This window comes from Cytobacillus sp. S13-E01 (genome assembly GCF_029193815.1).
Lineage (GTDB): Bacteria > Bacillota > Bacilli > Bacillales > Bacillaceae_L > Bacillus_BV.
Window position 1 is genome coordinate 46,410 of sequence record NZ_JARFVC010000004.1, and the last position, 23,243, is coordinate 69,652.

General features: G+C 37.6%; 22 protein-coding genes and 1 riboswitch. Of the genes, 18 read left to right on the forward strand and 4 right to left on the reverse strand.

All coding sequences use genetic code 11. The features are described 5' to 3' along the window. The first annotated feature begins 21 nt into the window (after nucleotides 1-21). From PY093_RS04595 to mdh, 11 genes are all read left to right on the forward strand, one after another. Nucleotides 22-1,464: an ethanolamine ammonia-lyase reactivating factor EutA gene (locus PY093_RS04595; RefSeq protein WP_275644701.1), complete on the forward strand. Its 1,443-nt coding sequence runs from the start codon at nucleotides 22-24 to the stop codon at nucleotides 1,462-1,464. A 30-nt stretch (nucleotides 1,465-1,494) separates the two neighbouring features. Further along, complete coding sequence (locus PY093_RS04600) at nucleotides 1,495-2,847, forward strand: ethanolamine ammonia-lyase subunit EutB (protein ID WP_481769275.1); 1,353 nt, start codon at nucleotides 1,495-1,497, stop codon at nucleotides 2,845-2,847. A 15-nt stretch (nucleotides 2,848-2,862) separates the two neighbouring features. Beyond that, a complete protein-coding gene (gene eutC / locus PY093_RS04605) occupies nucleotides 2,863-3,855 on the forward strand; it encodes an ethanolamine ammonia-lyase subunit EutC (RefSeq protein WP_275644703.1) in 993 nt (330 codons plus the stop codon). 12 nt (nucleotides 3,856-3,867) lie between these two features. Further along, nucleotides 3,868-4,521 carry an ethanolamine utilization microcompartment protein EutL gene (gene eutL / locus PY093_RS04610; protein ID WP_275644704.1) on the forward strand — a complete coding sequence of 218 codons (654 nt, stop codon included), beginning with the start codon at nucleotides 3,868-3,870 and terminating at the stop codon, nucleotides 4,519-4,521. 51 nt (nucleotides 4,522-4,572) lie between these two features. Continuing rightward, a complete protein-coding gene (locus tag PY093_RS04615) occupies nucleotides 4,573-6,099 on the forward strand; it encodes an aldehyde dehydrogenase family protein (protein ID WP_275644810.1) in 1,527 nt (508 codons plus the stop codon). A 16-nt stretch (nucleotides 6,100-6,115) separates the two neighbouring features. Then, a complete protein-coding gene (locus PY093_RS04620; protein ID WP_275644705.1) occupies nucleotides 6,116-6,409 on the forward strand; it encodes a BMC domain-containing protein in 294 nt (97 codons plus the stop codon). An 88-nt stretch (nucleotides 6,410-6,497) separates the two neighbouring features. After that, complete coding sequence (gene pduL, locus PY093_RS04625) at nucleotides 6,498-7,151, forward strand: phosphate propanoyltransferase (RefSeq protein ID WP_275644706.1); 654 nt, start codon at nucleotides 6,498-6,500, stop codon at nucleotides 7,149-7,151. Beyond that, nucleotides 7,148-7,771, forward strand: a complete 624-nt coding sequence (locus tag PY093_RS04630; protein ID WP_275644707.1) for a hypothetical protein — start codon at nucleotides 7,148-7,150, stop codon at nucleotides 7,769-7,771. Before pduL ends, PY093_RS04630 begins: the two co-directional genes overlap by 4 nt. A 15-nt stretch (nucleotides 7,772-7,786) precedes the next feature. Further along, nucleotides 7,787-8,062: a EutN/CcmL family microcompartment protein gene (locus tag PY093_RS04635; RefSeq protein ID WP_275644708.1), complete on the forward strand. Its 276-nt coding sequence runs from the start codon at nucleotides 7,787-7,789 to the stop codon at nucleotides 8,060-8,062. 1 nt (nucleotide 8,063) lies between these two features. After that, nucleotides 8,064-8,450 (forward strand): BMC domain-containing protein, encoded by a 387-nt coding sequence (locus PY093_RS04640; RefSeq protein ID WP_275644709.1) that lies wholly within the window; start codon nucleotides 8,064-8,066, stop codon nucleotides 8,448-8,450. Nucleotides 8,451-8,471: 21 nt separating this feature from the next. Next, nucleotides 8,472-9,407, forward strand: a complete 936-nt coding sequence (gene mdh, locus PY093_RS04645; RefSeq protein WP_275644710.1) for a malate dehydrogenase — start codon at nucleotides 8,472-8,474, stop codon at nucleotides 9,405-9,407. 278 nt (nucleotides 9,408-9,685) lie between these two features. On the opposite strand, the gene PY093_RS04650 is transcribed toward mdh, so the two are convergent. Both PY093_RS04650 and PY093_RS04655 read right to left on the reverse strand, forming a co-directional pair. After that, nucleotides 9,686-9,898, reverse strand: a complete 213-nt coding sequence (locus tag PY093_RS04650; protein WP_275644711.1) for a hypothetical protein — start codon at nucleotides 9,896-9,898, stop codon at nucleotides 9,686-9,688. 315 nt (nucleotides 9,899-10,213) lie between these two features. Further along, nucleotides 10,214-10,501 carry a hypothetical protein gene (locus PY093_RS04655; RefSeq protein ID WP_275644712.1) on the reverse strand — a complete coding sequence of 96 codons (288 nt, stop codon included), beginning with the start codon at nucleotides 10,499-10,501 and terminating at the stop codon, nucleotides 10,214-10,216. 292 nt (nucleotides 10,502-10,793) lie between these two features. Between PY093_RS04655 and PY093_RS04660 the strand changes: the two genes are divergently transcribed. From PY093_RS04660 to PY093_RS04675, 4 genes are all read left to right on the forward strand, one after another. Further along, nucleotides 10,794-14,030 (forward strand): M14 family metallopeptidase, encoded by a 3,237-nt coding sequence (locus PY093_RS04660; protein ID WP_275644713.1) that lies wholly within the window; start codon nucleotides 10,794-10,796, stop codon nucleotides 14,028-14,030. A 575-nt stretch (nucleotides 14,031-14,605) separates the two neighbouring features. Next, entirely contained in the window at nucleotides 14,606-16,837 is a 2,232-nt protein-coding gene (locus tag PY093_RS04665) for a YcdB/YcdC domain-containing protein (protein WP_275644714.1), read from the forward strand. A gap of 582 nt (nucleotides 16,838-17,419) precedes the next feature. Beyond that, a riboswitch (cyclic di-GMP riboswitch) is annotated at nucleotides 17,420-17,503 on the forward strand. 44 nt (nucleotides 17,504-17,547) lie between these two features. Continuing rightward, complete coding sequence (locus tag PY093_RS04670) at nucleotides 17,548-17,712, forward strand: hypothetical protein (protein WP_275644715.1); 165 nt, start codon at nucleotides 17,548-17,550, stop codon at nucleotides 17,710-17,712. Between the two features lie 557 nt (nucleotides 17,713-18,269). Beyond that, complete coding sequence (locus PY093_RS04675) at nucleotides 18,270-18,983, forward strand: ABC transporter ATP-binding protein (RefSeq protein WP_275644716.1); 714 nt, start codon at nucleotides 18,270-18,272, stop codon at nucleotides 18,981-18,983. On the opposite strand, the gene PY093_RS21365 is transcribed toward PY093_RS04675, so the two are convergent. Next, nucleotides 18,948-19,097 carry a hypothetical protein gene (locus PY093_RS21365; RefSeq protein ID WP_481769271.1) on the reverse strand — a complete coding sequence of 50 codons (150 nt, stop codon included), beginning with the start codon at nucleotides 19,095-19,097 and terminating at the stop codon, nucleotides 18,948-18,950. The two genes, PY093_RS04675 and PY093_RS21365, sit on opposite strands and share 36 nt — an antisense overlap. A gap of 227 nt (nucleotides 19,098-19,324) precedes the next feature. On the opposite strand from PY093_RS21365, the gene PY093_RS04680 reads away from it, so the two are divergent. Then, complete coding sequence (locus PY093_RS04680) at nucleotides 19,325-19,588, forward strand: capsular polysaccharide export protein, LipB/KpsS family (protein ID WP_275644717.1); 264 nt, start codon at nucleotides 19,325-19,327, stop codon at nucleotides 19,586-19,588. A 12-nt stretch (nucleotides 19,589-19,600) separates the two neighbouring features. On the opposite strand, the gene PY093_RS04685 is transcribed toward PY093_RS04680, so the two are convergent. Then, complete coding sequence (locus tag PY093_RS04685; protein ID WP_275644718.1) at nucleotides 19,601-20,500, reverse strand: LCP family glycopolymer transferase; 900 nt, start codon at nucleotides 20,498-20,500, stop codon at nucleotides 19,601-19,603. Nucleotides 20,501-20,860: 360 nt separating this feature from the next. Here PY093_RS04685 and PY093_RS04690 point away from each other — a divergent pair, with 360 nt between their 5' ends. Together PY093_RS04690 and trhO are read left to right on the forward strand one after the other, a co-directional pair. Further along, entirely contained in the window at nucleotides 20,861-21,949 is a 1,089-nt protein-coding gene (locus PY093_RS04690; RefSeq protein WP_275644719.1) for an NAD(P)H-dependent flavin oxidoreductase, read from the forward strand. A 374-nt stretch (nucleotides 21,950-22,323) separates the two neighbouring features. Beyond that, entirely contained in the window at nucleotides 22,324-23,238 is a 915-nt protein-coding gene (gene trhO / locus PY093_RS04695; RefSeq protein WP_275644720.1) for an oxygen-dependent tRNA uridine(34) hydroxylase TrhO, read from the forward strand. The last annotated feature ends 5 nt before the right edge of the window (nucleotides 23,239-23,243 follow it).

Genomic DNA, 23,243 nt, shown 5'->3' on the forward strand with positions numbered 1-23,243 from the left:
GTTGTAAAAGGAGTACCAAAAATGAAACGTTATGAACCGCAAAAAGAGGAAATAATCAGTGCTGGTATTGATATTGGTACGAGTACAACCAAGGTCGTAATAAGTAAATTCTCGCTAATGAATATGGCTGGGGGCACACATATGCCTCGGATAGAGATTATTGATAAAGAAATTATCCATAGGAGTCCAATTCACCGAACACCGCTAACCTCCTCTACCACTATTGATATTGAAGCGGTAGAAAGGATTGTTGCTTTAGAATATGAAAAGGCAGGAATTCAAATTAGCGATATTCAAACAGGGGCTGTCATCATCACTGGTGAAACAGCAACGAAACATAATGCTGAACAAATGATACACCAATTATCAAACAATAAGGGTGAGTTTCTTGTTGCAACAGCAGGACCTGACCTTGAAGGAATCATTGCTGCAAAAGGATCAGGCGCCTACACATATGCAAAAAAGACAGGAAAAACAATTGCCAATATTGATATTGGTGGTGGAACAGCCAATGTAGCTGTATACCGTGCAGAAAAGTTATACGGAACCTGCACCCTACATATAGGCGGAAGATTAATAGAATTTAAAGATGGAATGATTATGAATCTATCCAAACCAGTTAAAAGATTAGCAGAACACAAAGGGCTTTCACTCACCAAAGGGCAGCATTTTGATAACGAACTAAAGGAAATCACACATTTTATGGCAGATGTGATTGCCAGAATGTTAAAGAATCAATTAACGGACGAAGATAAAATTCTACTTTTAGGACATGAACCTACCTGGGATCAAAAAATTGATGCGATTATGTTCTCTGGAGGAATAGGAGAATGTATACACAAATTAGAGGCTAATACCGCCCAAGAAGATCATTTTGATGATATCGGCATGCTGCTTGCTGCGTCTTTAAAGGAAAACCTAGCTTTGAAGGAGTGGGAGTGGATCATTCCAACAGAAACAGTAAGAGCAACGGTTCTTGGAGCAGGTACCCAAACCACCGAAATAAGTGGTGCAACCATTCAAGTTGAAGGGCAACATTTACCATTAAAAAACCTACCAGTCTATCAAATATGCTTTGATCATGACTTTGAAAAAGGGATTGAAAAGATCGCCCAAGGAATGGAAGAGGCTATTGAGATATATGACCCCGCAAGAGAAGGTATTAATTTTGCATTACATTTAACCGAAATCCCTTACATTGGATTTCGTCACATTCAGAAGTTGGCTGCTTCAATCTTAGAAGCGCTAAAGATAAAACCAAAACAAGACCAACCTTTAGTCATTGTTTTAGAAAGTGACCATGCAAAGGTGTTAGGTCAAACAATAAAGGTTCAAAAAGAAAGCCAAAGTGTGATATGCATTGATCAAATTCAAGTCGTTCAAGGGGACTATTTAGATATAGGTCGAGTTTTACAAACAGGAGTTGTCCCTGTCATTGTAAAAACATTAACCTTCCATACATAAGAGAGGAGGCTTCTCCAGGTGAAATTAAGCATGAATGTATTGGGAAATGTGTACCAGTTTTCATCATTAAAGGATTTATTTGCAAAAGCAAATGAAGAAAAATCAGGGGATCGACTAGCTGGAATTGCAGCTGAAACGGTACAAGAAAGAATTGCTGCAAAAGAAATCATAAGTAACATAACGTTAGCTGATATACGGAACAACCCTTTGCTACCACCAGAGGAAGATGAGGTATCGCGAATCATTGAAGGGCAGGTAAATGACCGTATCTATCAATCAATTAAAAATTGGTCAGTAGCTGAGCTTAGAGAGTACATCTTAGACGATGAAACAACGGGTGAAGATTTGAAGCGCTTGAGCCGTGGGTTAAACAGCGAAATCATTGCAGCTGTAACGAAAATCATGTCAAACCTCGATCTCGTTCATGCAGCAAACAAAATTGAAGTTCTATCGAAATGTAATATAACAATCGGACAAAAGGGTGTACTTGCATCAAGGCTTCAGCCAAATCACCCAACAGATAGTGTTGAAGGAATGCTCGCCTCGTTAAAAGAGGGGCTTGCCTACGGGGTTGGTGATGCTGTTATTGGTATCAATCCAGTTGATGATTCGGTTGAAAGTGTCAAACGCCTCCTGCATGCAACCCATGATTTTATCCAGGAATGGAGAGTTCCAACACAAAACTGTGTGTTAGCACATGTAACGGCACAGATGAAGGCGATTGAGCAAGGAGCCCCAGCAGATATGATTTTCCAAAGTATTGCAGGTACAGAAGCAGCGAATCGTTCCTTTGGTATTACCGCTTCTCTTTTAGAGGAAGCAAATGATATGGCCAAGACACTAGGGACGGGTACGGGTCCTGAACGATTATATTTTGAAACAGGGCAAGGCTCAGAATTATCGGCAGAAGCCCACCTTGGGGTTGATCAATTGACATTAGAGTCAAGAAACTATGGCTTTGCTAAATATTACAATCCTTATATCGTAAATACGGTTGTCGGTTTTATTGGACCTGAGTATTTGTATAACAGTAAACAAGTAATCAGGGCAGGACTAGAAGATCACTTTATGGGAAAAATGCATTGCATTCCAATGGGAGTCGATATTTGTTATACGAATCATATTAAAGCCGATCAAAACGATATTGAAGATCTAGGTGTTTTACTAACTGCCGCAGGAGTTAACTTTATTATTGCTGCACCAATGGGTGATGACTGTATGCTGAACTACCAATCTATGAGTTACCACGATGTTGCCACACTAAGGCAAACCTTAAACAAGCGACCGGCACCACTTTTTGAAGAGTGGTTGGTGGATCTTGGTATTCTTGAAAATGGCAGATTAACCAAGAGAGCTGGGGATCCAACGATTTTTACAAGATAGGAGGTGGTGGGTAAAGTGGATCGTGAGCTTGTGGAAAAAGTGACAAAATTAGTTTTAGGTAAATTAAATGAGCAAAGTCAAACTGAAAAGCCAAATAATCAAGCAGTGAAATTTTGGAGTCATGGAACCCCAGCAGCTGCTAGAGTTGTTGAAGCGCCTACTTCAGTACAAAAAAGTTCTGAAGATGACCAGGGTGTAAAGTTTTTCAACTCTACTCCAAGCGAAGCGAAATCAAAGAGCACTGAAACAATAAAAGAGATAAAGCCAGAACCTACAAAAACAGGCATCGTTAACCCTGTTAATGAAGAAGACCTATTGGATCTAATCAGTAAAACTCCAGCGAGAATTGGGGTTGGTAGAGCGGGATTACGCCCCAAAACGAACACTTGGTTGAAATTCCGTTTTGATCATGCAGCTGCAGTTGATGCTGTGTATGGCAGTGTGAATGATGAATTACTAAAGCAATTGGAGCTTTTTAAAGTGAATACACAGGTTACCGACAAAGAAGTGTATATTCGCCGCCCTGATTATGGCAGAAAGCTTTCGAATGAGGCAAAAGAGATAATTACTAAAACATGTAAAAAGTCTCCTACGGTACAAATTATTGTTTCAGATGGTCTAAGTTCCAAAGCAATAGAAGAAAATCTGGAAGATGTCTACTTATCATTACAGCAATCCTTAAAAAGCTTACAAATCGATGTTGGCACACCCTTTTACATTGAAAAGGGAAGAGTTGCCGCCATGGATGATGTGGGAGAACTGTTAAAGCCGAAGGTTGTTGTTTTACTAATTGGCGAGCGACCAGGGCTTGTAAGTGCCGAATCCTTGAGTGCCTACCTCTGTTTCGAGCCGAAAAAAGGAACGATAGAGGCCGACAGAATGGTCGTTTCTAATATTCATAGAGGTGGAATCCCACCAGTTGAAGCCGGTGCATACCTAGGTACGGTCATTCAAAAAATTCTTAAATATGAAGCAAGCGGAGTCTCACTTGTTCAAAAAGAGCAATAGGAGGTATACAACGTGACATTTGAGCGAATATATGCCGATATACTTGCCATTCGGGTTATTCCGAATGTAGATTCTGCGCTAGCGAAACAATTTGAATTAGAGCCACATCATCGTAGTCTAGCCATCTTTACTTCAACAATTGATGACGTCGCCTACACGGCTTTAGATGAAGCAACGAAAAGAGCGGATGTCGAAGTAGTCTATGCACGCTCCTTTTATGCGGGTTCCGCCCATGCTTCAGGTCCTTTGTCTGGAGAATTCATTGGGATCCTCGCTGGACCTAGTCCAGATGAAGTGAAAAGTGCAATTGAAGCTGTGCAAATAACAGTACAAAATGATGCGTACTTTGAGGCTTTAAATCAAGACGGGAGCCACGCTCTTTATGCCCATGTAGTCTCAAGAACAGGAAGTTATTTATCAAAAGAAGCGGGCATTAACATAGGTGAACCATTGGCATACTTAATTGCACCACCACTTGAAGCGATGTATGGTCTTGATGCAGCCTTAAAAGCTGCGGATGTTCAGCTTGTGAAGTTCTTTGGTCCACCATCTGAGACAAACTTTGGTGGAGGCTTATTAACAGGTTCACAATCAGCTTGCCAGGCTGCCGCAGATGCATTCCGCCAAAGTATTTTAGAGATTGCGAGAAATCCAACTCATTTTTAAAAAGGAAGATTTAAAGATTTGAAGCCTACAAGAAAGGAGAGAAACCTATTGATTGAACTAGATTATGACCTACAGTCACTTCAAGAGATGAGAGATGCGGTTAAACAAGCAAAACATGCTCAATTACAATATCTTTCATACTCTCAGGAACAGGTTGATAAAATTGTCAAAAGCGCAGCAGATGCGGCATTTGCGAAGTCAGCGGAATTAGGTTTACTGGCTGTTGAAGAAACAGGGATGGGCATTGCTGAGCATAAAAAAATGAAAAATGAAGTTGGTTCAAAGGCAGTCTACGAATCTATTTGTAATGAAAAAACGGTTGGAATCATCAATGAGGATAAAGTCAAGAAAATAGTCGAAGTCGCTTATCCCTTTGGTGTGATTGCAGGAATCATCCCGACTACCAACCCGACGTCAACTGCGATTTTTAAAGCGCTAATCTCACTAAAAACAAGAAATGCAATTGTCATTAGTCCACATCCTCACGCTGTTAAATGTACGACAGAGGCTCTAAAAATTTGCTTAGATGCTGCTGTTGAAGCGGGTGCTCCAGAAGGAATCATCAGGTGGATCTCAAAACCATCCATGTCAGCTACAACGGAATTGATGAAGCATGATGATATCGATTTAATCCTTGCGACAGGTGGTGGCGGATTGGTCCTTGCCGCATATAGCTCAGGGAAACCTGCTTATGGTGTTGGGCCTGGAAATGTTCCCGTCTATATCGAAAAAACGGCGAATGTAGATAAAGCTGTAAAAATGATTGTTGATAGTAAAACCTTTGATAATGGAACGATATGTGCAACCGAACAAGGCCTAATCGTTGATCGAAACATTCAGCAAATGGTGATTAGGCAGCTGAAAAATAACGGAGCCTATTTCTTAGACGACAAAGAAAAACGACAGATGGAAAAGTTAATTTCCCCGACTGTTGGCAAATTGAATCCAAAGATTGTCGGAAGAAGTGCGGTTGTGATTGGAAAAATGGCAGGAATAACTGTTCCAGAGAATACCAGATTGTTAATAGCAGAAGAAACACGAGTCGGCAAAAACGTTCCATTTTCGATTGAAAAGTTATCACCGATTTTTCCACTCTATACGGTTACCAACCATACGGAAGCAAAAGACCTTTGTCTTCGGTTGTTAAACATAGGGGGAAGAGGTCACTCTTTGGCCTTGCATACAAGTGATGAACAAGTCGCCAAAGAGTTTGCATTAGAAATGCCTGTATCACGGATCTTAGTAAATACGCCTTCATCAATTGGCGCAGTAGGAGCAACAACAGGGCTGATGCCTTCCTTAACATTGGGCTGTGGATCATTCGGCGGAAATATTACCTCCGATAATGTCACGGCAAAACATCTGATCAATATTAAGCGGATGGCTTATGGTATTAAGGATGTGGCTATACCAAAGCCAAATCCACAGCTAGTTAAAAAGGAAGAACAAAAGGAAACTGAAAACGTTGACCAAATTGTTGAAGAAGTATTAAAGCAGATCAAGCCCCAAGGGGAACTTGATCCACAGTTAATAAGTGAAATGGTAAATCAAGTTTTAAAAAAATATCAAACAAATTAATTAGGGGGAATAGAAAATGGCTAGAGAACTTACTGCATTAGGAATGATTGAAACAAAAGGATTGGTTGCTTCAGTTGAGGCAGCAGACGCAATGGTAAAAGCTGCAAATGTGCAATTGGTAGGAAAAGTACATGTTGGTGGAGGAATTGTTACAGTTTTAGTTCGTGGTGATGTTGGAGCAGTGAAAGCAGCAACAGAATCAGGTGCAGCAGCAGCACAACGAGTTGGAGAATTAATCTCTGTACATGTTATCCCACGTCCACATAACGAATTAGAAAGTATCTTACCTAAAATGGATTTAGACGCTTAATTCATCCTGTTGAACGTTGGCCATGTGATGTGGCCAACGAATACCAAAACTAACATCTCAAAGTTTTAAAAAGTGAGGAGTAGTAACCATGAATCAACAGGCCATTCAATTGATTGTTGAAGAGGTTGTCAATCTAATTACGAAAAATAACTCTTCTCAAAAGAATATCCCAATGGCTGTTTCGGCGAGACATTGTCACTTAAATGAAGCAGATTTGGAAGCTTTATTCGGTAAAGGCTTTGAACTGACGAAAAAGGCAGAGTTATCCCAACCAGGGCAATTTGCAGCAAATGAAACAATCACCATTGTAGGCCCTAGAGGAAGTATTGAAAAAGTAAGGATTCTTGGTCCTGCAAGAGATTTGACACAAGTGGAAGTAAGTAAAACAGATTCTATTAAACTAGGTTTAAAGCCGCCAATACGGCAATCGGGGGATATAGTGGGCTCATCTCCTGTCACACTTGTTGGACCAAAGGGAAGTATTTATAAAAAAGAAGGATTAATCATCGCTCAAGCTCACATTCATATATCCCCAAACGATGCAACAAGCTTTGGAGTAGAAAATGGTGAGTATGTTTCGGTAAAAACAGAAAATGATAGACCTATTTCTATTGAAAAGGTACTTATTCGTGTTTCTTCAAGATATAAGTTAGAAATGCACATTGATACAGACGAAGCAAACGCTGGTCTGATCACAACAGGTGATTTCGGGAAATTGAGCAAGTACGAGGAATCTCTATGATAAATCGAGACATTGTCGAGCAAATTGTGTTTGAGGTATTAAAAAGATTAGAATCGTCTCCTTTAAATGAAAAACCCAAGCTTCTAGTGATTAATCCCGAAGCGGGACCGATCATGAAGAAATTAGAAAGACAGTGGACAATTATCAAACCGTCTTCAAATCTTACCGAAATACCAGTCGATGTTTTATTTTTTAATGTAAATCAAGATCTATTAGTAAAAGCAGCCTTAGGAATAACAGATACTCCCGAAAGTGAGTTATTTTCTGATGTCATGATAAGAGGCTGTAAGGTAACGTTCATCCTTTCTGAACAATTAGAATGGCTACTTACAAAAGAAAGAAATGAGACTGCGAACATAGAATATGTGAATCATATTTTAAAATATAAAGAGAAAATAGAAAGCTTTGGTGTGAATCTAAAGGTAGAACCCACTTTATCATTGGATAAAGGACCTACTAAACTTGAATCACCTACGTTTCAAGGAAAGCTATTAACTCAAAGAGATGTACAAAGTTATAAGGAAGAAAACATTGTAATTGAAAAAACAACAATTGTCACTCCCTTAGCCCGTGATTCAGCACGAGAGTTGGGAAAAAGGATCATCCATGTGACTGACTAAAAAGGGGCGGTGTCTATGCAAATATGCACAGTGATAGGAAATGTATGGGCAACAAGAAAAGAAGATGACTTACGAGGTTTAAAGTTTTTAATCGTTCAACCAGAACTGCCAAATGGAAAGTCTGTTGAAAACGCCTATATTGCAGTTGACCGCATTGGAGCTGGCTTCGGGGACAAAGTCATGGTCACTAGAGGAAGTGCAGCTGTAAATATGACCTCAGAAGTAAGGTTACCAATTGATGCCCTCATTATTGGAATAATTGATTCAATCGATGCAGAAAGTGGTGATTAATTTGTCTAAAGCGCTAGGGATGATCGAAACGAGGGGACTTATTGGTTCAATAGAAGCAGCGGATGCCATGCTTAAAGCAGCTGATGTTCGGTTAATTAAGCAAGAAAAAGTAGATGCAGCTCTTGTGACAGTTCTTGTTGAAGGAGATGTAAGTGCTGTTCAAGCTGCCGTCGAAGCGGGAAAGTACGCTGCGGCTAGAGTAGGAGAATTAGTTTCCGCACATGTCATACCAAATCCTGATCAGGGGATCGGCGTTATTTTAAAAAAGGAAGAGAAGAAGGAAAAACCAAAACCAAAGGGTAGACCTAGGAAAAATACAAAGAAAGCATCAGCAACAGACGAAACAAAGCCTGCAGCAGAGAACGACTCTTATGATTCAAAGCAATAAGGCGTAGTAGGAGGTAAGAAAATGGCTTTTAAGCGAAAAAAGATTGCAGTAATAGGAGCTGGTTTTACAGGAGCCACAGCTGCTCTTATGCTAGCTCAAAAAGAATTAGGAGACATTGTACTAGTCGATATCCCTTCGATGTGCAACCCGACAAAAGGAAAAGCACTAGATATGCTGCAAGCAGGTCCTGTACAGCGCTTCAATGCAAAAATAACGGGTACATCCAACTATGAAGATATTAAAGATGCAGATGTAGTGTTAATTACGGCTGGTATCCCTCGTAAACCTGGGATGAGCCGGGACGATTTGGTATCGACCAATGCAAAAATCATAAAGGAAGTTTCCGAAAATATCGCGCGTTACGCTCCAGATAGCTACATTATTGTATTAAGCAATCCAGTAGATGCGATGACATTTGTTTGTTTTAAAACAACAGGCTTTCCAAAGAACCGTGTCATCGGCCAATCCGGTGTATTAGATACAGCACGTTTTAATACATTTGTTGCGCAAGAATTGAATGTATCGGTTGAAGATATAACAGGCTTTGTTCTAGGTGGGCATGGTGATGATATGGTACCGTTAGTCCGCTACTCCTCAGCAGGTGGTATTCCACTTGAAAAGATTTTGTCTCCAGAAAGAATCGAGGCCATCGTTGAAAGAACACGCAAAGGTGGCGGAGAAATCGTAAATCTCCTTGGACAAGGAAGTGCGTACTATGCTCCTGCTGCCTCAATGGTCCAAATGGCAGAGGCTATCATAAAAGATCACAAACGGATTTTACCTTCAGTCGCCTATTTAGAAGGGGAGTATGGTTACGAAAATATTTACTTAGGCGTACCAACCATCATTGGTGGGGATGGAATTGAAAGCATCATTGAACTACCTTTAACGGTTGAGGAAAAAGAAGCACTAAGAAAATCGGCGCAGTCTGTTCAGAATGTAATGTCGATTTTGTAGATTTGGGTAACCTTCCTATCCGAATATTCTAGTTTTACAACAAAAGCCTTAATAGTTGTTTAATAAATAAAGAGAGTCTAGTAGTTATTATTATTGAATTGGGAAAGGAACAAGCAACCCATAAACGACAAATATTTTAAAGGTGATTGTCAAGGAATACTAGATGCTGAGCTTATAACAAAAGAAGAATTTCAGACAAAAGATGAATTACTTAATACAAAAAGTCTTGCATAAATCTAAGCAAGACTTTTTTTTGGATCGATTTCTTTAATCGATTATTAACGACCGTGGTGGTAACCATAGCCAGGATAATACCCACTATGTCCATGATGATAGCCATGTCCAGGATAATAACCACCATGCCCATGATGATAGCCATGTCCAGGAAAATAACCGCCATGCCCATGATGATAGCCATTACCAGGATAATATCCCCCATGCCCTGGAAAATAACCATGGCCACCATACCTTGCGAAGTTTTGTCTTCTCAATTTAAATCCCCCCTAATCGGTTGTAAAAATAGTGTATGTGTCCCTATTCAATTGGGTATAAGGAAACTGCCTATTTGTGGAAGGGAAATTTGTGCAATCTGGGCAGAATGTAGTGTCATTAGTATACTCCGTTAAGTTTCTGGGTATCTCTGGCATCATATGTCTTCATAAACACATTTACGATCATGCTAGAGATGGTCGGCTTATAGTTTCGACACGTTCATGGAAGGTGTCGAATTTGATTATACAACTTGAGGCAAAATTAAAGTAGAATTCACAGTTGAAGAAACTTGAGAGGAAATTAGCTCAGTGTGATTATAATTCAAGTTCATATAGTTTCTTCATTTTACCTATTTCTCTTTCATTTCTTACCGTTTTTTCCCACGTTAATTCATGGTCAAATTCTAATGAGCTTAATCGGTCCATTATTTCCTGATGTCGTATTTCACTTTCATCACGCAATGAATTTAGTTCTTCTTTCATGCCTTGCAATTCATGTCTAAAGCTTGCTTGTTCTTCTTTCATGCTAGTTTGTTCTTCTCTGATACCACCGACCATTGTGATTAACTGTGAGAGCATTTCTTCTATTTTTTTATCATTCATTATTATCACCTCCATTTTTTATTTTACTATGTTTTATGTTAAATGACTACTGTGTACCAAAACTTACATTCAGTTCGGGAAACAGTAACCAATAGTATTTTCTTGATTACAGCTATGATCCACATGCTTCCGTTTTTTGCATTTCTATGTTCTCATATACGTAGTTATTTTGTATTATTATTCAAAAATATTTATATTATTTATTTCCATTCCCGAAATGATTTGGTATAATTTTCTGTGTATTAAAAAAATACATAGATAGATTACTAGAAGAATTGGAGGGAAATCATTTATGAGAAAGTTTTACGCATCATTTTTGTCGCTATTATTGGTACTATCTTTAATAGCACCTACTACGCTAGCAGCCGAATCTAGCAATCAAAGTACGGTTCAGATTCAAAATGCTATTGAACTTGACGTAAGTAAATCTTTACTGTCACTAACGGAGATTCGTACTGTGGATGTTAGTGTTGATTTTGGCGAGGTTGTGAGTCTAGAAGATTTGCAATGGGAGTTTGGCGGAAAGAGTTTCGATGAGTGGAAAAAATGGAACAATGAAACGAAGGACTATAGTGGAGAATCCTTTATTAAGGTAGTAGAAGAACCACATTATGTAGGCACTTCAACGACAATTGAGGCAACCTTGGAGTTTGGTCTACTTTTTGATACTACCGATCTATCACCTCGGTCAATTCGAGTTCTTTATCCTGAGTTTATAGGAGACTATGAATTATCACTACTAGCGACAGATAAAGAGGTAGAAGCTTCAACAACTGTAAAACTGAATGTGTATGACGAATTCTTACTTTATGATGAAATTAAGCCAGCTATTGACAATGTATTTGCAAAAGCTAAAGCTAAAAACGATCGTTACTTAGAATATAAGAAGTTAGGAGAGTCAGTTCAAGGACGTGCTCTTCACTTTGTTATTTTAGCAAAAGATGAAGCAGCAGTAACAAAATACCTTGATCAAACCTTGCCTCAAGCACTTGAAAATCCTGGTGAGCTTCTTAAAAAAATTAAGGATGGAACAATTGGAGATTATCAAGTACCAATTTGGTTTAACAACATCCATCCTGATGAAGTTGAGGGAATTGATTCACAGGCTGAATTACTAGAAAAGTTTGCGCTTGAAGATGAAATTACATTTAAGACAACAGATGAAAATGGTACTGAATCGACAGTCACACTTAATGTTGATGAAGTATTGGATAATGTTATATTCTTATTTAATTTTACCCATAATCCTGATGGACGTGCTGCAAATACACGAACTAATGCAAATGGGTTTGATTTAAACCGTGATAATGCATATCAAACACAGGTTGAAACAATTACGGTTAATGAAGAACTGGCTAAATGGACGCCACTTTCTTTCCTTGATGGGCATGGTTATGTTAAAGGATTTTTAATTGAGCCTGCAACACCGCCACATAACCCAAACTTTGAATATGATCTACTAATTAATAATATGCTAGACCAAGCAAATGCTATGGGTCGAGCAGGAGTTGCGAATTCAAATTTAGAATCTTATGTCATTCCGGCGCTCGACTACGGCAATGGCTGGGATGATATGACTCCAGCTTATACAGCTATTTTTGCAATGCTACAGGGTTCACTTGGTCATACAATTGAAGCACCTACTTTAAGTCAGGATTCCTTAAATGCGTTAGTCTATGCAGGTCTAGGGGCTGCAAACTTTGTAGTAGAAAATAAGGATCAATTATTTAAAAGCCAGCTTGAACTATTCAAACGTGGGGTAGATGGTGAAGACAATCGTGCAGTAGACGAATTCTATATTAACCAGGCAGGAGAAGAAATAGGTCGTGTCCGTGGTGATAATGAAAACTTCTTCCCAGAATACTATGTCATTCCGGTTGATAAAAACCAAAAGAATGCTTTAGAAGCAACAAATATGGTTGAGTATTTAATCAGAAATGGGATTAAAGTTGAAAAAACAACAAAAGTAGTAACCGTTGCTGGGGTCACATATTCAGCAGGCACGTATATCGTTCCTATGAAACAAGCGAAACGTGGACTTGCAAATGCGATGCTTTACAAGGGTGATGATGTTTCGGATTGGGATGCAATGTATGATCCAGTCGTTGTCAACTTCCCCGCACTTAGAGGATTTGATGCACCAGAGGTACGTGTGAAGGATGCATTTACAAATAAGACGACAGAAGTAAATTCGGTTACTAAAGTAGCGATCTCGCTTGACACATCAGCACCAAAGCAAATCATTGCTAATTCAAATAATGATGTAGTCAAGATCGTAAATGATCTACTAGCAAAGGGTAAACAGGTTGATACGGTTTTAGAAGGTAGTAATAAAGGTGATTTTGTTGTTAAAACAAAGGATTTACTGGCTTATGTTGATGAGTATGTATTTGATGCAACACCAGTAACTAAAACACCTAAAACAGTAAGACTTAAACAACCTAAAGTAGCTGTAATAGGTTCAAATCAAAGTAAATTCTCATTGCTTGAGCTTGGATTCACTTTAGTTGACCAAGGAAGCGCAGATGTCATTATTGATGATTCAGGAGCACTTACCCCTGAAAGTTTAGCTGGTAAAACCTATATAGGAATTGGTGGTCGAGCCCTTGCTGGTGTCAAAAAGGCAGGACTACTTCAAGGTTTTGACTATCAAACTACTAAGCTATCACATGAAGGACTATTAAAAGCTAATGTGAATGATCATCTATTAACCTCTGGTTATGCTGAAAATGAGTTACTATATACAGCGTCAGGCTCGTGGATTACGAAAGTTCCACAAGGAGCAGAAGTACTTGCAACAATTTCAGAAGAAGATGATTTTTATGTTGCTGGCTGGTGGCCAGGACATGAGGCTGCTAAAGGGCAAACTCTTGCATTTACTACAACTTTAGACAATACAACAATGACTATTTTTGCAAATGACTTGGCATTTAGAGGCCATACACAAAATAGCTATCGTTTATTAGCTAATAGTGTATTTGCATCATCGATTAAGAATGTAAACAAGAAGAAGTTCTCAGATGTAAATGATAGTTTCTGGGCAAATGATGAAATTGAAGCACTTAGCCTTGATGGAATTATAAATGGTTATGCAGATGGCACGTTTAAACCTAATACTTTATTGAACCGTGGACAAGCTGCTGAACTATTAGCAAAAGCACTGAATTTAGAGGTTTCTAACGAACTAAAGAGTGCGCCATTTAAGGATGTTCCAGTAACTAGTCACTATGCACCATTTGCAGCTTCACTAAAGGCTGTAGGTATTTTCACGGGTAACACAGATGGAACCTTTGGAGCAAGTGATACCCTTACGCGAGAACAAATGGCAACGATATTAGTTCGTGCATTTGAACTTAAGGATAATGGTGAAAATGTAACGGTAACAGATATGGATAGTATTTCTGATACACATAAAGCAGACGTAAAAATTCTAAAGCAACATGGAATTACGAATGTATCCAAATACCTTCCAAATGATGCAGTTAGTCGAGCACAATTTGCAGCGTTTTTATATCGGATTTTGTATTAGGTGCCTGTCACCGCCCGAATATTCATGTTTCATAGCGTTGTTCCACATTTTATAATCTGATATATAGATTGACAGAGAGAGAGTGGCCTTGTGCTACTCTTTTTTTAAGTGATAAGAAAGTATAAAAGTTTGTACCTAGTTATAGTGTCTAGCTCCGGGCGCCATCGGACCTGAGGTCATAAGCCAATCCGTCCGGAAGGTTAAAGAACAACCTTCCGGACGGATTGGCTTATGCTGGTCGCCGATAGGCGGGCGCCCTGCGCTTTTCTTAAGTGATAAGAATGCATAAAAGTTTTTACAGAGTTTTGGTGTCTAGCTCCGGGCCTATCGGATCTGAATAATCTTGTTTCACAGCAGGTTCCCCAATGTAATGGGAATAATTCAGCATATTCTAACCACCAACAGCATACGTTTATATGTGTACAAGCCAATTTACCCTATCCTATTACCAGATTACTAGTTAATTTGACCTAGATCAAATTAAGTAAAAAGATAGATAGATAGGTATTGGTTTAATTTGGTAGAAGTGTGTTACCATTTAATTGTAAAATCAAAATAGCAAGGGGGATCATTTTTTGAAATTAAAAAAAGTTGGAGTTCTATCATTGTCTGCTGCATTATCTTTAAGTGTCTTTTCATCACAAGTGAGCGCAAGTGATTTACCTAATCAAAATAAAGAGAAGCAAATTATTACAATTGCTAGTGTAGATTCAGAGGTTAATAAAGAGACTCTCATAAAAAAATTAAAACAGCTTTTCCCAGGTAGGTTTGATTTTCTATCGAGTAAGGATTTCTACTTCAACACGGGTCATCGTTATAGTGAAGATGACGAGAGTATTATCCGCTATAACCTCTCATTTAATAAAGATTATGATGGTAAACAAGTCTATGGTGGAATTGAATTTGTTGGAGAAGAGCTAGAACTCCAATCATTCTATTATTCACCTTTAGATTATAAAGATGCTATTTTTCCCGCAAAAGTAACAGAAAAGAAGGCACTTGAGATTGCAAAGGAATTTTTAGATAGCCAATATCCAAACCTTTCCTACCAGTTAAATAGTGATGACCTAAATTATTATCCGATACCTATGAATCTAACAGAACCCATCAGTTATCGCTTCCAATTTGAAAGACTTGAAAATGATATACCTGTTATGGGGCAAAGTACGAATGTGACCGTCCTAGGAAATGGTGAAATCACAGAAGTTTATAGCGGAGACTTTCAAAAGAGCAAAGCAACATATGATGAGAATAATCCTATTTTAAATGCAGAATCTGCACTGAAGAAATTAAAGGCTGACCTTGATGTAACATTACAATATATGGTGAATTATGATTATCGTGGTGAAGAAACACAGGTGAAGTTAGTGTATGGGGTGGAGACTCAAGTCAATGCCATTCATGCAAAAGATGGTAAGTGGTTGGTTGGTCGTGAGTTTACGGACAAACTACCACAATTGAATAATATTAAAATGTTAACAAACAAACCTATTAACACTACTGCTAAACCGATAACGGAAAATGATGCAAAAGAGATTGCTAAAAAGCTATTAAGGCCGGGTAATGATGACATCAAACTACGGATTCAAGAAGTATCAGAACAAGAAAATGATTATTTAGGGAGGTCCATTTATTCCGTAGTTTATATGTATGAAAGCAGAAACTCAGGAAATGGTGCTAGTATCGAGATTGATAAGAATACAGGTGAAGTAATTAGTTTTTATGATATTTCAGATGATGTTTTTGGATACGATCCTTCAGACAAAGACAAAGCTGGGCTAACATATACTCAAGCAGTTGCTAAAGCTCTAGAAAAAATTAAAGAATTTTCACCATCGATTATGCATGAATATTCATATCCTATTAATAATGAATTAAATAAACTTGAACAAGATCGAGATGAGACATTTTTAACATTCCCAAGAGTGAAAAATGGAATTATCGTATCAGGTGACTCTATTCAGGTATCGATAAAAAAAGATGGCTCACTAAGACGTTACAGTGTTCAATCACCAGTAGTAAAAGAATGGCCAAGCATAGATAAAGCAGTTGCTAAAGAAAAAGCATTGCAGGATTACTTAGATCAACTTGATGCAAAACTAGCTTATACAAAAGTAGATTACGAAAAAAATCACTATTCATTAGTTTATTTCCGTGAATTTGCTAATCAATTTCATTATTACAATGCGATTACTGGAGAATGGGAAAGTCAGAGTTATTATACAGTAGACCCAGGAACGAGTGTGGAAATATCACATCCAACTGCTGAACAAGAATTAAACTATCTCATTAAAGCAGGGATTATTAAAGTAGATGACCCAGACACATTTAATGCGGATGCACCACTGACGAAAGGTGAAGCACTTGATGTTCTGATGAAATCAATTGCAAATTACTACGAGCTTGAGCGAGTAGAATACCAAGACAAGGAAACGTTCTCGAATATCGACAAAGATCATGAATACTATTCAGTCATTGAATTAGCAGCACAGCAAAAAATTATCGATACCGAGCAAGATACTTTTTCAGTAGATGAAAACATTTCAAATGAGGAGCTTGCTTATTGGTATATTCGAGCACTTGGCTTAGACTTAGCTGCAAAACATAGTGATATCTATACACTATCATTTAAAGACTCAGATCTTATTCAGAAAAAATACACTGGTTATGTTGCTTTAGCAAATCAATTAGGATTATTCAATGTAAAATACAAATTATTTAACCCATCACATGAAGTGACGTTAGCTGAGCTTGCGGTGGCTAATATTAAACTAGCGAAACTGATTGGCGAAACAAGGTCATACTAGAAATTATTTTGAGAGCAGTTGCTATTTATTATTCGACATCTTCTATGAAGATGTCGAAAATTCTGAAGATGTCGAAAATTCTATCTGAACCAATATTTACGTCCCAATACCACATAATATTTTATGATTCACTTGTGGTTTTGGAGGGATATATTACGAATTTCCATTAACTCGATTATCTCATGAAAAAACTCGAATAAAAATATATAACCAGCCAATAGCGGCTATCCACAAGGGGATACTTAAACTTACTCCCCATATCATTCCAATAAAAAAACGAGTATTCTCCATTGCCGACACCATCACTTTCACTTATAGATAACCGTGATTAGATTTAAGTCACTTTTTCTATTTATACCCATTTACGATTAGTTATATTCAGTGTATCTTCAATGATTCAGTAAAGAGAACATCAAGTGATAAGCTGTTGTCTGTCATAGTAACAACAATTAGATTATTTTGAATTAGTTGTTTGTGCTATCTATCAGTTAAAAATAACTTAAAAGTTATATATACATATAGTTAAAAAGACCCTTTTCGGAAGAATCATAGTTACTATATACTTAATTAAACAACATAAATTGTACGAAACGGCAAAACCATTGAAAAATGGTGACGCAAAACTATAGGGGCTAATGTCATTGACTATGCCAGCCAGTTTCCGAATACGACTCGTCGATTTATGAATATTTTTTCGAGGGGGATTTTATGTGTTAAAGACTATTTACCGAGTAAAGTACTATTGGCATTATACACAATGGAAGCAAAATCAGGTTCTATTTAATGACTGCTTAAATGAAAGTGTTAAATCGCTACTAGAATCAAAAGCTTCCTATCATGAAAGAGCTGCAATTGATTACATGCTGAAAATGTAATCATTCCTTAAAATTAATATTATAGATAAAGTGGGATAATAGGAAACTATTGTTCCATTTTTTGTTTTATGAATGTTATACATAGTTTATTTTAACAAATTATTTGATGTTGTTCTGCTAAACATCTTCGTCAGCCCTGTCTTCTATAATCCTAGGTAACGTTACTTTCTCTTCATCTGTACCAATAAAATAATATATTCCAAATTACACCACCCAGTGATTGACGAAAATGGAGTCATCGCGAATTAGCCTGTGAACTGATTTAAAAAGTAGTTGGCAAAGAGATGCAGCTACAGAACTGAACTTCTACAGGCCCGTTTTAGTATTAATAAAACTATTTTCTGGGTCGATGAACTTTGTTATATCTTTATTAGGACTTGCCACATTTTTTTTCTTGATGGTTATCGAAGAACAATTTTACATAATCAACCACCAAATTGGGTATTTCTTTTATACTCATTACTATTTAGCATTTTTGTATTAATCATTGGCTGGATAACCTTTATGAAACTAGAAAAGAACTTCGCTGATGTAGTGTAAGAAAAGAGTGAATCACAATGGGAAACGATTGTTTAATCAAACTAAATCATGTTGGAAAACATTATTCCAAGAGTGCAAGTAGTTTATTTGATATTAAAAATAAATTATTAAACCGTCAAAAAGCGGAAGGATACTGGTCATTAAGAGATATTTCACTGACAATCCAAAAAGGTGAGACTGTTGCAATACTTGGTGGGAACGGATCGGGAAAAAGCACGTTGCTAAAGGTTATTTTAGGTGTAACAGCACCGACAGAGGGATCGGTAGAAGTAAGAGGAAGAATAGGTGGCTTAATAGAACTTGGAGCAGGATTTCATAAAGAGATGACAGGAAGAGAAAATATCTATATTAATGGGGTCGTCCTGGGATTGAAAGAAAAGGAAATTGACGCACTTATGGATGACATTATCGCATTCGCAGAACTAGAAGGCTATATTGATTCCCCAATTAAACACTATTCATCAGGAATGAAAGTTAGGTTGGGGTTTGCGATTGCCATTCATGTGGACTCAGATATTATTTTATTAGAAGAAGTTTTAGCAGTTGGTGATGCGAGATTTAGGAAAAAGGCCATGAATGCAATTGAAACATATTTGCAAAATAAAACGATAATCTTTGTATCTCACAGCAACCAGCAAGTAAGGGAAATATGTAAAAAGGCGATTGTATTATGCGTACCATCGTTTCGTCTAACGTCAGAGGCTCATATGTATACGGGTCAATATACCTAGGGAATAGGATATAAGCGCAGCAAACAATTCATTAATAGACAAACTGCATACTCTACGACCAACTGGCTGCCGATCATGCGTTAATCCCCATCCTGAATAAAAAGGTACCCCCATTGTTGTAACAGGTATCCCTCTAATTAATGCTTCAAAACCAGCGAGAGTTCTACGAAACCGAGCGATCTAGAGCATCTTCTCAACACGTATAATTTTGGCCAAAACCCCTCTTTAACGGTTCAAGCAAATAAGGCAATAGAGCAATTTTAAAAACTTGATGTAAGTAAATATAACCATGTAAGTAGAAAAAAACTAAAGATATGTATGTGGAAAAGCAAGCGTATTGAGTGCTAGTGATTGGACAGGTTGAAGATGATGCTTCCATTCTTATGGGGAGCAATAGACGATGGTCGAATAATGAATTAGTACAATTAGCATACCGTGAACATCCAAAGGGTGAAATTATTTATAAACATCCTGATATATTAGCAGGAAAAAGAACACGTGTATCTAATCCAAGTGATATTAAGGACATAGCTAGGGTTATTTACGAACCTCTTTCATTGGTAGACTCTCTTGAAACAATTGACCATGTTTATACCATCGCCTAGAACCTCGTTTCTTTATAAATTCAGTTGATCTTTTAATTTATTTGATATTCTTAACCGCTCTTCCTCCGGCACTTGTAAATACCAAACTCCATTAATTGTTGTTCCTGTACCGTTTATTTCAATGGATTCAGTATTATCATCAACACCACTATAGTTTGCTTGTAAGTTTTTCATTTCATCGAAACTAATATCCGTGCGAATGTTTTGACCAATCGCATTTAGAATAGTGTTAATCTTTGTAATGGAGGAAATTTTAGCTCCTTCTTTAATAATAGCTTTAATTACTTCACGCTGGCGATCATTTCGTCCGATATCTCCACGTGGATCTTTTTTTCTCATTCGAACATAGGCAAGGGCTTCCTTACCATTAAGTCGTTGTACTCCATCTGGAAAAGTTATGTTGCTCTGTGTAAATTCAAAACGATTATTTACAGTTACTCCACCAACGGCATCAACAATATCCTTGAAGCCTTCCATATTAACCTTTATATAGTAGTCTATAGGAATGTCTAGAAATTGTTCTACAGTTGCAATTGTCATTGGAACACCACCGAACGCATGGGCATGATTGATTTTATCTTGATTTCCACGACCAACGATCATAGTCCTTGTGTCTCTTGGTATACTTACCATTTTCATTGAATTGTTTGTGGGATTGACAGTAACTATAATAATCGTATCTGTCCGTCCTCGCTCATTACCTCGCTCGTCAGTACCGAGGATAAGAAATGCTAAGGGATCTTTCTTTTTCATGTCTATCGGACGTTTTTCATTTGTTCGGTCTACTTCTTCGTGCATAACTACGTCAACCGTGTTTGAAACCGAGAAATACAAGTACATGGAAAGTCCAACGACAAACAGTATTAGTGCAATCAGCATACTGGCAGAGATTAGTAGTATTTTCTTTTTCATAACTCACTACTCCTACGTTAAAACTAAATATAATTATAATTTTTGTTTCTCCGGAAACAGTAAGGTCTGGGGATACCATATATAAATATTTCATTTTAGTATGTATCAATGCTTGGATTACTATGCTAAACAATATTGCATCATATTATATCTCATTCCGTCAGACTACGGGTCCAACCTTTGAAATATTTGTCCTACCCTAACAAATGATTCGTTGTAATGAGATTAAATTAAATTCGACAGGTTCATAGAAGATGTCGAAAGATTGACAGGCACCTGCAAAATTTTTCCCCTTGCTTTATAGTTAAATTAATAGGAATATAATGGTATATAGATGAAGTGGAACTGAGGTGAATACAAATGTGGAATAACAAAGTAACCAACCTACTACAAATTACATATCCAATCATCCAGGCTCCAATGGCTGGGGGGATAACAACTTCAAGGTTAGTTGCAGCTGTTGCTAATTCTGGTGGGTTAGGGATGATTGGTGCTGGATATATGAGTCCAAATCAGTTACGTGAACAAATAAGAGAAATCAAGACGCTGACAAAGAATAGTTTCGGGGTAAATTTGTTTGTTCCAACTGATTATAAGGTATCTAAAGTTGAAGTAGATATGGGGTTTGCTAGTTTACAAACATTTCGTTCAGAGTTAGGTGTAGTCGGTGAAATTCCTGCGATTTCTAATTATGGAAAGGATCTCGATACATTTAATAAACAACTTGAAGTAATTTTGGAAGAAAATGTATCTGTTTGTTCCTTTACCTTTGGTGTCCCATCGAAAGAGATTATCGATGAGTTGAAAAAACACCAAATTGTTTCAATTGGAACAGCTACTACTACAAATGAAGCAATTCAAAATGAAAGTGCTGGAATGGATCTAATCACAGTACAGGGTAGCGAAGCTGGAGGTCATCGCGGTACATTTGCTGACGAAAATCGTGATCAAGTAATCGGGTTAATGTCACTCATTCCACAGGTTGTCGATAAAGTATCGATACCCGTTGTTGCAGCGGGTGGGATAATGGATGGAAGAGGTCTTATGGCATCGCTTTGTTTAGGTGCTGGGGCTGTGCAAATGGGAACAGTATTCCTAACTTGTGTTGAAAGTGGGGCACATCCTATTTATAAAAAAGCAATTCTTCATGCTAATGAGGATGAAACAGTTATGACACGAGCTTTTTCAGGAAAATGGGCAAGAGGTATAAAGAATCAATTTATCTCAGAAATGGAAAGCTATCAGGATCAGATTCTCCCTTTCCCAGTGCAAAATACGCTAACTTCTGCGATTAGAAAAGCATCGGCTGCTCAGGAGAATCCAGAATTCATGTCACTTTGGACAGGTCAGACCCTAACATTAGCAAAAAATCAGACGGTTGAAGAATTAATCAACCATACAATAAATGAGGCGACAGAAATTAGAAATAAGCAGAATATCTTGAGGTAATTGAAGCAAGTAACTTCGGGACTATGGGCTATATATAATGTTTGGAGATAAAAGTAAGGTGTCAGGCAGTCGCTTGGCACCTTTAGTTATGTTAAGGAATTTATAAAATTGTAAGGTTGTGTATAACTTCGAGTTTTTGTCTATCTACGTCTAGCTCCAGCGACATCGGACCTGAGGTCATAAGCCATTTCCTTCTAGCTTTTGTATTTACATAGAAAAGTATGAATGAATCATGTAACGAAGAACTACTACATTAAAAATGGAGTATAGTATCTTTTCATCTTAGTTACTATTATTACCAGTGCATAGATGTTTCTTTTTTTTGCATTTTTGATATTATAGAAAAGGAATAAAGGTAGATAGGTGTGATATAGATGAATTATCAAGTATTACTTTATTATAAATATGTGCCAATCGAGGACCCAGAGACTTTTAGAGACGAACAAAAGGCACTTTGTGATGAGATTGGCCTAATGGGTCGTATTCTTATCGCACATGAAGGAATTAATGGAACAGTTTCAGGAACTCCAGAGCAAACAGAGCAATATATGCAGGCTATGCGAAAGGATCCCCGATTTTTTGATATAGTTTTTAAAATAGAAGAATCTCAAGGACATGCCTTTAGAAAAATGAAAGTGAAGGTTAAACCTGAAATTGTTCATTTAAGTTTAGAGGATGATGTAAATCCCCATCAGGTTACGGGTAAACATCTTAAGCCTAAAGATTTTTACGAGGCAATGCAAGATGATGATGTCGTGATATTGGATGCTCGCAACACCTACGAATATGATCTTGGGCATTTCCGTAATGCAATCCGTCCTGATATTGAAACCTTCCGTGAATTACCAGACTGGATTCGAAAAAATTTCAGTCAATACAAGGATAAGAAAGTATTAACATATTGTACAGGTGGAATTCGGTGTGAGAAATTCTCAGGCTTCTTAGTTGAAGAGGGCTTCAAAGATGTATCACAGCTTGAAGGTGGGATTATCAGCTACGGATATGATGAAGAAGTAAAGGGTCGCTTATGGGACGGGAAAATGTATGTATTTGATGACCGGATCTCAGTACCAGTGAACCGCACAGATGAGGCAAAAGTGGTAGGGGAATGCTATTACTGTGGAGAACCTGAAGAACGAATTGTTAAGTGTGGAAATCCTGAATGTAACAAACACATAATCATGTGTGAAGATTGCGAGCATGAACATCTTCGTTCATGTAGTTCAGAATGTAAAGAACATGATTGGAATCGGTATGTGAAGGAACATGGGATGAATACAGGGGTATAAATACA